The sequence below is a fragment of the Aphanizomenon sp. UHCC 0183 genome, from assembly GCF_009712065.1.
Taxonomy (GTDB): domain Bacteria; phylum Cyanobacteriota; class Cyanobacteriia; order Cyanobacteriales; family Nostocaceae; genus Dolichospermum; species Dolichospermum heterosporum.
The window spans coordinates 1-13125 of the sequence record NZ_VILC01000112.1; the positions used below are offsets into that span (position 1 = coordinate 1).

8 protein-coding genes and 2 pseudogenes are annotated in these 13125 nt (G+C 36.2%); 1 reads left to right on the forward strand and 9 read right to left on the reverse strand.

Annotation, left to right across the window (positions count from 1 at the left end):
- Window positions 1-176: 176 nt before the first annotated feature.
- The 4 genes and pseudogenes from FJR37_RS27860 to FJR37_RS23295 form a co-directional block, all read right to left on the reverse strand.
- Window positions 177-815, reverse strand: coding sequence for an ABC transporter ATP-binding protein (locus FJR37_RS27860; protein WP_371416159.1), 639 nt, complete (start codon window positions 813-815; stop codon window positions 177-179).
- A pseudogene (locus FJR37_RS27865) lies at window positions 813-1451 on the reverse strand (ABC transporter ATP-binding protein); the annotation flags it as partial. The gene FJR37_RS27860 and the pseudogene FJR37_RS27865, both read right to left, overlap by 3 nt.
- A 117-nt stretch (window positions 1452-1568) precedes the next feature.
- Window positions 1569-2720, reverse strand: a complete 1152-nt coding sequence (locus tag FJR37_RS23290) for a glycosyltransferase family 4 protein (protein WP_039200875.1) — start codon at window positions 2718-2720, stop codon at window positions 1569-1571.
- Between the two features lie 318 nt (window positions 2721-3038).
- A complete protein-coding gene (locus FJR37_RS23295; protein WP_039200877.1) occupies window positions 3039-4208 on the reverse strand; it encodes a glycosyltransferase family 4 protein in 1170 nt (389 codons plus the stop codon).
- 613 nt (window positions 4209-4821) lie between these two features.
- Here FJR37_RS23295 and FJR37_RS23300 point away from each other — a divergent pair.
- Window positions 4822-7038, forward strand: coding sequence for a hypothetical protein (locus FJR37_RS23300; RefSeq protein WP_168467238.1), 2217 nt, complete (start codon window positions 4822-4824; stop codon window positions 7036-7038).
- A gap of 65 nt (window positions 7039-7103) precedes the next feature.
- Here the strand turns inward: FJR37_RS23300 and FJR37_RS23305 are convergent, their stop codons facing one another.
- The 5 genes and pseudogenes from FJR37_RS23305 to FJR37_RS23320 all read right to left on the reverse strand — a co-directional run bounded on the left by FJR37_RS23305 (window position 7104) and on the right by FJR37_RS23320 (window position 13019).
- Window positions 7104-8975: an AIPR family protein gene (locus FJR37_RS23305; protein ID WP_168467239.1), complete on the reverse strand. Its 1872-nt coding sequence runs from the start codon at window positions 8973-8975 to the stop codon at window positions 7104-7106.
- Between the two features lie 507 nt (window positions 8976-9482).
- A complete protein-coding gene (locus FJR37_RS23310) occupies window positions 9483-9935 on the reverse strand; it encodes a hypothetical protein (RefSeq protein ID WP_168467240.1) in 453 nt (150 codons plus the stop codon).
- A gap of 22 nt (window positions 9936-9957) precedes the next feature.
- Window positions 9958-10230, reverse strand: a complete 273-nt coding sequence (locus FJR37_RS23315) for a hypothetical protein (protein WP_039200884.1) — start codon at window positions 10228-10230, stop codon at window positions 9958-9960.
- Window positions 10231-10245: 15 nt separating this feature from the next.
- Window positions 10246-10434, reverse strand: a pseudogene (locus FJR37_RS27225) (ABC transporter permease subunit); the annotation flags it as partial.
- A gap of 41 nt (window positions 10435-10475) precedes the next feature.
- Complete coding sequence (locus tag FJR37_RS23320) at window positions 10476-13019, reverse strand: fimbria/pilus outer membrane usher protein (RefSeq protein ID WP_168467242.1); 2544 nt, start codon at window positions 13017-13019, stop codon at window positions 10476-10478.
- Window positions 13020-13125 lie beyond the last annotated feature (106 nt).

Sequence of the window (13125 nt, forward strand, 5' to 3'; positions counted from 1 at the left end):
TCTTACCCCTTGTATCTTAGAGGTATGTTAGAGGAAGTGGTAGACCGTCCCAAACTGCGTAGAGAAACGTAAAATCGCTGAAAACTTCTTTACTCTTGCCTCTTGCCTCTTGCCTCTTGCCTTGCTATAACAACAATTTTCAACGCCAACCTACTTAATGCGATCGCTGTTTCTCCCTATTTTGGAAATATTGCTAATTCGGTTTTGGGGTCAAAAAAATGCAGTTTCTCAGGAGTTAAAGATAGCCAAAGTTGCTCACCTATGGTGATGAATCTATCAGGTGGAATTCTTGCTTGTAAAGTTTGTCCGTCTAGATTTTGTAAATCAGGATCAGCAATTTTTACAGATAGAAAAGTGTCATTTCCTAAGTTTTCTACTGAGTCTACTTTGACTGGCAAATTTTTCGTAGCAGGTACACCCAAACTCAGGTGTTCTGGACGAATACCCAACATTAAAGTTTGTCCGTCATAAGATTGCAGTGCATTTCCCCAAACAGATGAAAGCGTGAAGCGGAAATTAGCATGAGTAATTAATAAAGGTGCATGAAATTCCACCGGGATAAAATTCATGGGTGGAGAACCAATAAATTCAGCCACAAAACGATTCGCAGGACGGTTATACAGTTCTAAGGGTGCTGCAACTTGCTGTATTTTACCTTCTGACATGATCGCAATGCGATCGCCCATAGTCATAGCTTCAGTTTGATCATGGGTGACATAAATCGTCGTTGTTCCCAACTGATGTTGCAATTTGACAATTTGGCTGCGGGTTTCAGCCCGTAACTTAGCATCCAAATTAGATAATGGTTCATCCATTAAGAATACCTGGGGATTACGAGCGATCGCCCTTCCTAATGCTACCCGTTGTCTTTGTCCCCCAGAAAGTTGTTTCGGTAAACGATTTAACAAAGTTTCAATTTGTAACAAACCTGCAACTTTTTGCACCTGTTGATCAACAATTCTTTCTTTTGGAGAAATATAGCGCAATCCCACAGGTAACTTTTTTGTCAATCCTACCAGTAGATTTTCCCCCCATTGAGTCAGTCTTTTTTTCCCAGCTTCCTCATCTGGAAACTGACGACGTAAGCCAAAAGCGATATTGTCATATACAGTCATGTGGGGATAGAGTGCATAACTTTGAAACACCATAGCGATGTCTCTGGCTTTGGGGGGTAAGTCATTAATCAAGCGAAGCCCTGGAGGCGCACTAGCGCTATCGCCTACCCAAATATTACCACCAGTCATCACCTCCAAGCCAGCAATTAACCTCAGCAGCGTACTTTTACCGCAGCCGGAGGGTCCCACCAGCACCATAAACTCACCATCAGCAATGGTTAAATTAATCCGTCGCAAGACACTTACACCATCTGTGCCGTCTTGTTGCGCTTTTGCCCCTTCCCCACCGCGACTGGGAAAACTTTTATAAACGTTTTCTAATACAACTTGTGCCACGAGAATTCACTTTAAAATTTATTAATTTATAGAAGCGGAAAATTTCCACCCATACACTACCATATTATACGTTGTTTCCCAAGACCAAGATCCCCGACTTCCAGATCCCCGACTTCTTCAAGAAGTTGGGGATATGATTGATTTTAGCAATTCTTGAATTTGTTGATTAATAATCCTGACATCAAAACGTTCACTAGCACTAATTCTGGCATTATTGGCAATATTCGCAGTTTTTACAGATTCTTGCCGACAATTATGAATCACCTGGGCTAATTTTTGAGGTTCTCCAGGTGTGACTAAAAAGCCATTAATTCCATCTTCCACCAATTCCATAGCACCACCAGCTTCAGCCGCAATCACAGGTTTACCGCACAGCATAGCCTCAACAATAACCCTACCAAAAGGTTCAGCCGCAATAGAAGTATGGGTAATTAAATCACACATTGTCATTAATTGGGGAATATCCGCGCGAAAACCTAAAAAATTGACTCGATTTTCCAGTCCCAATCCAGCAACCTTTTGGTGTAAATCCTTGACATATTCCTGTTCACCAAATAAAGCATCACCAACTAAAATTACTACCACATCTTGTGGACATTGGGAAAGGGCATCAATTAAAATATGCTGTCCCTTCCAAGGAGAAAGACGGCTAAAATGTCCAATTACAAACTTGCCTTCCAACCTGAGATGTTCTCTTAAATTTCTAACTTCTAATTCATCAACTTCATAATTTTTCGCCGCAAAGCCATTATAAACAACCCGAACTAGATCTGATTTTCCTCCAGCTTCTAAAAATGCCATCTTACTAGCTTGAGAATTAGCAATCACCAAAGCAGCACAACGATTAATTAAATTAACAGCAACTCGTAAATTAGTTTTACTAAAATGTTCTAAAGAAAGAATATCATGTAAATGATAAACCAAAGGACGACGAGCCAAGAAACTAGCTACCGCCCCCACGACTAAAGCCTTTTGAGTATTAGCATAAATTAAATCATATTTCCTTGCTCGTTGCACAACCTGAGTAATTAAAGGAACTATTTGCCCTAAACTACCTAATGCTTGAAATAAACCACTTTGTTTACCAACTTTAATGGCTTGAGTTGTCAAAACCTCCACTGGGACTTGATTTTCTTCAAGTAGCTTTCTAAAATTACCATCTGCAAATAAACCAACCAGAGCATTTTCACCATAAGGTTTAGCAATATCAACTAAACACAACTCAGCACCACCGGGTTTACCACTTTGGTCTAAAAATAGAACTTTCATACAATTTTTATCATCAATTTAAGAGGGTGTTTGAAAAGTTATGGTTGATGTATCAAATATTTTTTACCCCTCCCTAACCCTCCCCTTTACAAGGGGAGGGAACTGGATTTTTATTGTTTCCCCCCTTTACAAGGGGAAAGAGGGGTAGCAATGTGATGAAAATTACGGAATACCACTTTTAAAATATCCTCTAAGTAGGTGAACACAATAAAACCAAACTGTGTAAAGAAACGTAAAATAGCCCAAACCCTCTTCACTCTTGCCTCTTGCCTCTTGCCTTTTGCCTTGCCATAACGACAATTTTCAACGCCAACCTACTTAAGCTAAAATAACTTGCCGCACCTGTTGGGCAATATTTGTCCAATCATAATTTTTAATCGTGTAATGACGACATTCTTCCCTAGCAGGTAAAGGCAGTTTTCCTAGCAAAACTTGTGCTAATTTATCAGCAATACTTTCCACAGTAATCGCCTCAGTAATTAAATCTGGGGAAAATTTCTCTAAAATTTCTGGCATTCCCCCCACAGGAGTACATAAAACAGGAGTACCACAGGCTAAAGACTCCACAATAGCTAATCCAAACCCTTCAAAAGATTGACTCGGCATCACAGTTAAATCCGCCGCTTGATAAGCCACAGGTAAATCATTTTCTGGTAAAAAACCTAAAAATTGCACATTGTTTTCTAAACCCAATTCTCTAGCTTGTTGTTGTAGTAAAGCTTGAATATGTCCCCGACCAGCGATCGCTAACCAAACATCAGGAATGCCAGATTTAATCATAGCTACAGCTTGCAATAACTTATCAATTCCCATGCGATGAACTAAGCGTCGGGAAGTAAATAATATGGGACGATTCCTTGGCCACCCTAGTTTGATTCTAGCCTCTTGACGTGAGAGATTATTCTGAAAATGATTAATATCAACTCCACCGGGAATGATATGAATTTTATCCCAGGGAATTTGGTATTTTTGATGGAGAATCTGACCAAAAGCTTTACTAAGAACAATAAAGCGATCGCACCGATTATAAGTGCTTTGTTCTATTATTTGTTCCTTTAACCAAACACTGAATTTCTGATTAACTACTTCTTCCTGACTTTCCGAAGCCCAAGGTCCATGAAAATTAAAAGTAACCGGTACTCCTTTAGGCAAAATATCTAAAATCGGAAAACTATATAATGCAAAATGCAGATTAATTGCATCAGGTTTACCTAATCTTGTTTTCTGGAAATTATTACGAATTGACCATAACCTAGCACCAATCTTACTATCTGGACAAGCTAAATTAGTTAACTTAATCTGTGTATTTTTAGCATCTACAGGTAAACCCACTCCACATAATTCTACTTGGTCTTGAGATGCTGCTAATTTATGGGTTAGTTCATAAATATACCTTTCCAACCCTCCAGGATGGCTAGGAAACCAACCCGTACCTAAAGTTAGAATAGATGCCGATGCTGAACTTAACTTCATATCTTTACTCTTCACGTAATTATCTTCCTTGTGATAGATAAATTTAAATTAGTGATTTTGATTTACGCTTTTATTTATGTTACCGATGCCAAAATAATTTATTTTCCGCATGATCCTTTAATACGACGCTGAGAATCAAAACCAGTTTAAATATAAAAATTATTCCATTTCCACAAATAAAATACATCAAAAAAATATATTTGCATAACAAATTATAGATAGTTGTAAAAATATTAACCGAGAAATTATTTATGTATAGCAGTATCAATTTAGTGAGATATATTCAGAAAATCATCAAATCCGTAGGGGCGTGGTTTCCCCACCCTCAATTGTATTACTCCTGAATTTTTGCATTTTGAAAATATATTTAATTAATAAAGTTTTGATGAAATTAAATGCAAGATAAAATTTCCTTGTAATTTATGAGTAAGAATTTAAAAGCCTATCCCACAGGGATAAATTAAAAATTCAAAAAGCATATTAAGTAGGTGAACACAATAAAACCAAACTGTGTAAAGAAACGTAAAATCGCCCAAACCCTCTTCACTCTTGCCTCTTGCCTCTTGCCTTTTGCCTTGCCATAACGACAATTTTCAACGCCAACCTACTTACAGCAACCGAATTATTTATGCAGATTAGTAAAACTTGCTACAAACTTTATCAATATCTTCATAACTTATTTTCGAGGGGATATTGGCGAAAAAAAATAACTTTCAATATTTTATTGGGTTTAACCTGTGGACTACTCGTAACATTTGTCGGTATGACAATGGATTTAGCCACAACTAAAAAATCCAAAGCAGTCAGAACTCCTGAAATTACATATATTACTTCTTGGTTAGGAAATACCATTGGTAATGGTAAATTGCGAGTACAAAATAATATAGAAGGAATGTATGTCAAAGATGATGGAACAATTTATACAAATAGTGCTTGGGATGAAGCTGGTAGTGAAGCAGGAATATATAAAGATGGTAAACCAATTTTTATCCTCGAAGATACACATGGTTGGAATCGTTTAGGGGGTAAAGCAATAACAGTAAATAGCAAATATATTTATATTTCTATGATTCAAGGTGGAGTAGATCAAACAAAAGAAGATTATCCTCCCCAAGGACAAACTTGGTATTGCGTCAGACGTTATGACTTAACAGGAAAACCTGCACCTTTTGAGAAAGGGAATGGCTGGGATAAAAGTATGTTAATTACCAGTAAAAGTCATGAAGTCACAGGAATAGCAACAATAAATAATCACCTATTTGTTAGCAATGCTGGGGAGAATATTGTTCGGGTTTATAACACCGAAACAATGGCAGAAATAAACAAATTTACCGTTAATAGTCCCGAAAAAATTACCATTGATAAAAAAGGTAGTTTGTGGATTATTCAAAATCAAAAAGGTGCTAAATTTGGAAAAATTGTCAATTATTCTCCAGCCGGAAAGAAATTACCTAAAGAAATTACAGATGTTGATAAACCATCAGCATTAGCCATTGATAATCTCGGTAGACTGTTAGTAGCAGAAAATGGGATTAATCAACAATTGGTAATTTACAATATTAATAATCAGCCAGTTCGCGTGGATACTTTTGGGGATAAAAAAGGTGTTTTTGGTGGTGTACCTGGAGAAGTAAAAACATCCAAACTCTACGGCATTACTGGAGTTGGTACAGATGCCAAAGGCAATATTTATGTAAATAATAATGGCTTTAATACATCGGGAACAGATTTAAGAAAATTTTCGCCATCAGGAAAAATAGTATGGCAATTACTAGGATTAATATTTGTAGATAATGCAGATACAGATCCAAAAACAGATGGTGTAAATATATTCACCAAACAAGAAAAATATGTCATGGATTATAGCAAGTCTGCTGGTAAACAGTGGACTTATAAAGCCTACACACTTAATCCTTTTAAATACGCTCAAGATCCACGTCTACATACATCACCAGATGGAACTTTTGTGCGGCGGATTCAAGGTAAACCTTTTGTATTCCTGACAGATATGTACAATAGCTTTTTGCAAATTTATCGGTTTCAACCGAATACAGATGGTGAAATTGCAATTCCTGCTGGGATGTTTGTTGGTACTAATGATCAGAATAAACAATCTGTTCATGGCAATTGGCCACCCAATCAACCCGCAAACGGAGAATGGATTTGGCGCGATAGTAATGGCAATGGTGCATTTGAAAAAAATGAATATGATAGCAGTCAAGACTATCCATATATCGGAGGTTGGTGGGTAGATAGCAAAGGAGATGTTTGGAAAACTTTGCGAACTGAAGATGGTATTCGTCATTATCCTTTACAGGGATTAGATACTAAAGGAAATCCCATTTATACCTATAGTTCGATGAAAAAACTCAAAACTCCTAGCACGTTCAAAGACTTGCGACGGATTGAGTATTTTCCCGAAACAGATACTATGTATTTATCTGGTTTTACGATGGAACATCCTGCATTTGCTGATGATGCCAAAGTCATAGGATCAGAAATTGCTCGCTTCGATAATTGGAGTCAAGGAAATCGTACTCCCAAATGGCGCACTGTCGTTCCCTACGACACTACAGGTAAAGGATTAGTTGCTACCGCAGCTATGAGTGTAGCTGGTGATTATGTGTTTGCAGTGGGTGTAAAAACCGCAGAGGTATATGTTTACAAAACTGCTACCGGAGAACTCGTGAAAAAGATGACTCCAGGTGCAGAAGTTGGTAAAGAAAGTGGTTGGGTTGATATTCCCTATGGTATCCGTGCTTTTCGTCGTGCTAATGATGAATATCTTGTATTTGTAGAAGAAAATTGGCAAGGTAAGGTACTTATCTATCAGTTTCCTGTTTGATACAGCAATTCTCGTTTTCATAAAATACAATGGAGGCGGGGAAACCCCGCCCCTACAATTGTGTATCAATCATTGTTTTCGCTATTATTTTCTTCATCGGGTTCTCCCTCAATAAGTTGTTCGTTATCTTCGATAGTTATATTTTCAATATCCTCGATGGAAATATCAGAATTTTCTAAAGCTTCTTTAGTTTTCTCATAGTGATACGGTTTAAATAAAAATTTTAACAATCTTTCTGCTGTTTTTTCCTCATTATCGCTTACTTCAACTTGCTCATTAACAAACTTAACAATAAACTTGAAAGTTTGGATAATAATTTTTTTATCACCTTCTTCATAAATTTTGATGATTTTTTTGTTCACATTTATATTATCACTAAATTTTAATCTTAAATACTTTGTAAACGCTACTTTAAATAAAGCTACGAAATGATACAAACCAGCATTGACGGTACTACCATATGGAACAGGTATAGCATCATAAATTACGTCAAAAACATAAAATGCACACAGCATATTTTCAAATTTTGTTTCATCATTGAATATTTTTTCATAAAGACCATCTTTATGTTCTTTATAAGAAATAAAATTCAAATCTTTACCCGTTTGTTGTTGTTGATCATAGTTATTTAAAACACTAGAAGGATCTTGTAAAGAATAAGCTAAATAGGCATTTGCAAACACATAATTTGAAACTTTTATTATATTTTTTGGAGTCTCTCTAAATTCATCACGTCGTTTTTCATACCAAAAATTAGTTTGATAGGATGCGTTTTGCAGCATTATCTGTATATCGTCATTAGCACAGAAATCTCTATCATCTACAGGATTTTGGGAATTAGTATATCGGGTAACATTCAAATCAAAATCTTTTCCGCCTGATTCTAATAAGCGTAAAGTCACCAAAGATACACTATCCATCTGCTTACGCTTTGTTGGTGAGGCATCTTTGTAAGCTCGGTAAATGGCGTAAACAGTTTGTGCGCCATTAATAATTTGCAATCCTGTTAATTCTATTTTTTCAGCCTTTCTGCGAATAGTAGGTAAGAAATAAGTAATTGCTGTAATACCATTATTGTAGTACCAAAAAAAGGCAGGATTGTCCACCGCAGTTCTTTCTATATCTTCATTAAATTGTGATTGCAGTAGAGGATTTCTGACGTTTTTATAAAAAAGAGCAAATCCATATTTCTCAAATAAATTATAAATACTTTTAGGGCGAAGTAAAAACATATATGCCTTAAAGGGAGTCTGTATTCTAACAACTCCATTTTTTTGAACTATTTCCAGAGTAACAGGATTTTCTTCTGGATTTTGATAACTTTCTAGAGGATTTAAAGGTTCTATTTTTTTATATGTTCTGTCAATATAATCTACTTTTATGCGATTTATATCAATTACTTCAAATTTAGTTTTTTCATCATTTTTTCTAAAAACACTAATGTTTTCATCCGCTCCTCCTTTATATTGAGAAAGTGTCAAAAATATAAATTTAACCTCTCCATTAGCTTTGAGGTGATTATCCAAATCCTCTAATTTTGCTTTGATTTTTTCATTAACATTTTGTTTTTCTCCTCGTAAAATAGTGTCAAAATCATTAAGTGCTTTCAGTATTTCATCTTTATCAGTTTCTTTTTCTGAATTATCAGCATTGTTCCATTTTGACTGAACGACATAAAAAATTTTATCTCCTTGATTGTTTGTGTTATCAAAAACAATGTCGCAAGAACTATCTTTGTCACCATCCGTAATAAAATCTTTATAGTTAGATTTTCTACCGTAAAATTCGAGAAACCAAATTAAGAGGGCATAAGATTTTTGATTGTTTATAGCACCTTTATGTTTTTTATGTTTTTTTATGAATTCATCATCTTGATATTTTTCTAAAAGTATATTAAGGTTGCTATCAATTACGTTGTAAAATTCTTTCGTAAGCATATAAGTAGGTGAGCGTTGAAAATTGTCGTTATGGCAAGGCAAAAGGCAAGAGTGAAGAGGGTTTGGGCGATTTTACATTTCTTTACACAGTTTGGTTTTATTGTATTCACCTACTTATCTTAATAAAAGTAAATTCTTTTTGAGTATTCAATTAAAGGTCATTAAATTGACAAGCCTAACTATTTATTATACCTTCATTTTCCGTCTATTCCATTCCTATACAACAAAAAGGCAAAAGTTCCTGTATATTTTCCCTGTAGATAATAATATCCAGAAACCGAGATTAACACCATCACCAATAGCGGTAAATTCCCTGCCTTTACTAGTAGTTCGTCAAATTTATTTTGACGGGTAATGATCGGAAAAAAACTTCTGTTCTTCCCTCCCCTACCCCCGGTGCCTCTCTTCTCCCCCTGCTTGCCTTCACCCGTCATTTTCGGGTTGACAGACTACTAGAGCCGATATTACCATATTGTAAGATTTATGTTAAATATAAGCTCCTTTACACTACAATAAACTAACTTGTCCATTATTGCGAATATAAAGAGAGCGATAGCGAAGCGCTCCGTAGGAATCGCCTGGATAGTCTCGACTATTAGGGCGAATTTCCAAAACCAATGTTCCAAAATTCGGTTTAGACACCACACCTTTTACATATCTTCCCCCATCATCCCAAAACATCAGAGAAAATTCGGTAAGTTCGTCCCCTCGTAGGTCAAATTGTAATTTTTGTCCCGGTTTTAAGGTTGTTTGTCTTATTTCTGGTAACTGTTCTAATTTCACAGATCCATAACTGTGATTCACAACTTTCACCCGAATATATTGTCCTGGCGTAAAATGCAGGGGTGCAGGACCACAACGAGAAGCACAAGTCCCTGCTAATGTTAGCCTATAGTTAATTGGCATTAACAGCAAGGCTATCGTCAATAATGTAGTATAAATCGCTAATTTCATGTTCATACTTTTACTGCTTTGTTGATATTTAAATATGCTGTAAAAATTCAATTTCAGGTAATAAGGGATCGTTGACAATTCCCACACCTGCAAAACCCCAACGTTTGAGCAAACTACCTATTTGGTTACTAGCAAGAGGTTCGACTGTCAAGCGGTTTGCTAAATCGGCAGCATGAGTATTTAGATAACTCATTGCCTCGAAATCTTCTTTAAACAATAATAAATATCCTGATGTATCATCATCAACGCGGGCTGTGAGATATTTACCATCACTTCTAGAACGAATAATATAATAAATCATTGGTAATGGGTAATGGGTAGTCAGTTGAGCAAAAAAGAGCAAAAATAAGACAGTGATAAAACTGGGAATACCTTGACCAGCATAACTGACTATTTGTAAAATCTGGTCAGTTCTACGATTTTGTTTTACAGCCGCGAGAATACCCAAAGGAATTGCGATCGCCCATCTGATAATTAAAGAAGTGATCGCTAAAAATAAAGCGGAATGTGGGATAAAAAAGAACCTACCTATACTAAAACATTGTCTTAAAAAAAGGAAGGAATTTTGACTGTACCAATATCATATATGCCCTTGGCATCAGGTGGAATTGCAAAGGGAATCATGGCTGGAGGGTCAGTAAATAAGCGTATTTCATAGCGTCCTGGTTTTAAGCCCGAAGTAGCAAACTTACCTGAGCGATTGGTGAATATAGTAACTGGTTGCCAATTACGATCGCCCACAGCAACAATTTGTCCTGATCCTAAAGAAATAGGTTCACCGTTAGCATTTAATAGCTGTCCTCGCAAGAAAACGGTAGCGTCTGTTCCCACTTTTATTAATGTACCACTGTTATAACTTGGCAAAACTTTGACAACGCGATCGCCCACATCTATTCCTATAGGTAAATTAACTGTATCAATTATGAGATTAGAAATATTATAAGGACTTAAATTTGGCACTACACCAAATCCTAAATTATCAATGCGGGTGGTATAACCACCGGAAATAGGATTAATACCAATTTCTTGACCTTTAATAGTGTTTTTGGGAATTACTAAAGCAAAACTATTATTAAGAGGACGTGACCACCCCAAATAACCATCAGCAAATACCAAAGCAGTACCAAAACTGAATTTAGTTGTATTGGCCATGGTGTTATTTCCTTTTATAGGAAAAATCCCATTATGAGATAAATCCCAAACAAAACGATAACCTGTATAAGATAATGCCCCGTTCAAATTATAACTTTGATCATTTTGGGTTAAACTTAGGGAAGGTTTTGGCGTGCCGATAGTTCGCAACGGGTTATAATTCCAATTTAGACGATTAGTAGGTTCTCCCCTATTATTGATATTAGATGATGCTTGGATTGATTGACGTATTCGAGGTAAAGTCCAAGAAAAACTAATGTCAGCACGTTGTTCTCCAAAACCAGTCCGATCTAGATTTTGACTGAGATTGAGATTCACATTTAACCCGTTGCGGAAACTCCTAGAGAGACCAAGAGAAACCCTATAAGTATTAGGAATATCTCTCCCAAATTGATATCTGGTACTCAAATTTCCTCTCATATTCCAGAATAAGTTTTGACTATAATTAGCAGTAATATCATATAAAAAATCGTTACGTGGGTTTGCTTCTCCCACTCTCACAAAATTTCGTCCTTTAGATTCTACAGTTAATTGAAACGAACGTTGCGATGGATTATTTTCCCCAACTTGTAAGTATTCATAACGTAACTTACCAGCATAATCAATTCCTAATTTTTGATCATGACTGAGAGCAATATCCCAGCCAAAATTACCATAATTAGTAGCCAAAACGCCTTCTAAACCGCCAAGTTGTTGATAGAAATCTGCTTGTAAATAACTGCCTAAAGTCAACTGATTAGTTATACCTAAACGGTGGGATAAAGTCAAAATCGGTTGAGTAAAATCATAAGTGCGATCGCCCCTACTTTCAAGAGATGGAACACCCACACTATAGGCAAATTGCTGTACTCCAGGTGCTAATAAGTCCCCCGCTACAGGTTTATAAAAATTCAATCTTTGCACCTGACCCACATCATCTTTAATCACTAACTCTACATCATTAATACCCCCATTCAAAGGTAAATCGCGGATATCTTGTCGTCCTGCTCGTAACTGTAAAGTTTGTTGTAATCTACCATTAACTAATACATCAACTAATGAATCTTTTTCTAAGAAAAACTCAAATTGGCTAATAGGTCGAGTGACTAAATAAGGTTGTAAACTAAAATTTTTAGCGACAGAAATTCCCAGTTGAGGCTGACTATTTTGATAACCTGTAATGGGAAGAGACAGATCCCCCACTACATAACGTAAAGCTTGTGCTGGTGCATCCCTAACTACTCGCAAATCTCCCCTAGTCAAAGCAGGTTCTCTTCCTTCTGTAAAATTGCCCCGTCCCTCAAACACCCAGTTTTGATAATTCAATGTACCATCTACAGCTAGACGTAAAGGTTGCAGTCCTATATTTCTTTGTCCTGAATCAGACCAAATATAATCTTTATCAGCGCGAAAATTAACATAGCCGCTAAAAGTGCTGGGAAGCACCGCTTTTTCAATATCAGGAGGTAATCTACTAGTATTTAACTGAGCTACATTAGTACGACGTTGAGCAGGTGTAACTTGAATTTGTAATTCTAATTTAGAGCGATCAAAAGTTACTTGTAAGCCATTTTCTAGCAAAACTTCTAAGCTTAAATTACCTTGAGTATCAACCGCACTTGTCAGTTTTGCTTGGGTATCTGGACGAATAACTTTTTCTGTTTCTGCTAACAAAGGTGCTGCTTGAATCCGAACTGCGGGAATATTTCCCAAGGTCAATAATACCTGTCCTCTTTGTTGTCCATCAATAAAAAATGGTACAACGACTCTCTGGTTCTCGTTACGGGGTTTCTTAAAAATTTCCTCAAATGTCGGATCTTGGTTTTCCTTTTTGGGAGGTATATTTGGCGATGGAGAAGGTGAATCCTGTCCTAAACTGGCTGTAGAATTAAATAAACTAGAACTGAAGGAAAAAAAGATAAATAATCTTAATTTAATCGGATTTAATCTTAGCTTCATTCAAGACAGAAATCTCTTTTTGAAGATGATTGACACTTACCCAAAATTGTTCTAAGAGGATGTCTGAGAAGTATCTTGTCGAGATCCCCCCAACCCCCCTTAAAAA

Excerpts from the sequence above, each read along its gene's own strand:
- FJR37_RS27860 (WP_371416159.1), bottom strand. The coding sequence starts at position 815 with ATGGATGAACCATTATCTAATTTGGATGCTAAGTTACGGGCTGAAACC.
- FJR37_RS23290 (WP_039200875.1), bottom strand. The coding sequence starts at position 2,720 with ATGAAAGTTCTATTTTTAGACCAAAGTGGTAAACCCGGTGGTGCTGAG.
- FJR37_RS23300 (WP_168467238.1), top strand. The coding sequence starts at position 4,822 with ATGCAGATTAGTAAAACTTGCTACAAACTTTATCAATATCTTCATAAC.
- FJR37_RS23305 (WP_168467239.1), bottom strand. The coding sequence starts at position 8,975 with ATGCTTACGAAAGAATTTTACAACGTAATTGATAGCAACCTTAATATA.
- FJR37_RS23310 (WP_168467240.1), bottom strand. The coding sequence starts at position 9,935 with ATGAACATGAAATTAGCGATTTATACTACATTATTGACGATAGCCTTG.
- FJR37_RS23315 (WP_039200884.1), bottom strand. The coding sequence starts at position 10,230 with ATGATTTATTATATTATTCGTTCTAGAAGTGATGGTAAATATCTCACA.
- FJR37_RS23320 (WP_168467242.1), bottom strand. The coding sequence starts at position 13,019 with ATGAAGCTAAGATTAAATCCGATTAAATTAAGATTATTTATCTTTTTT.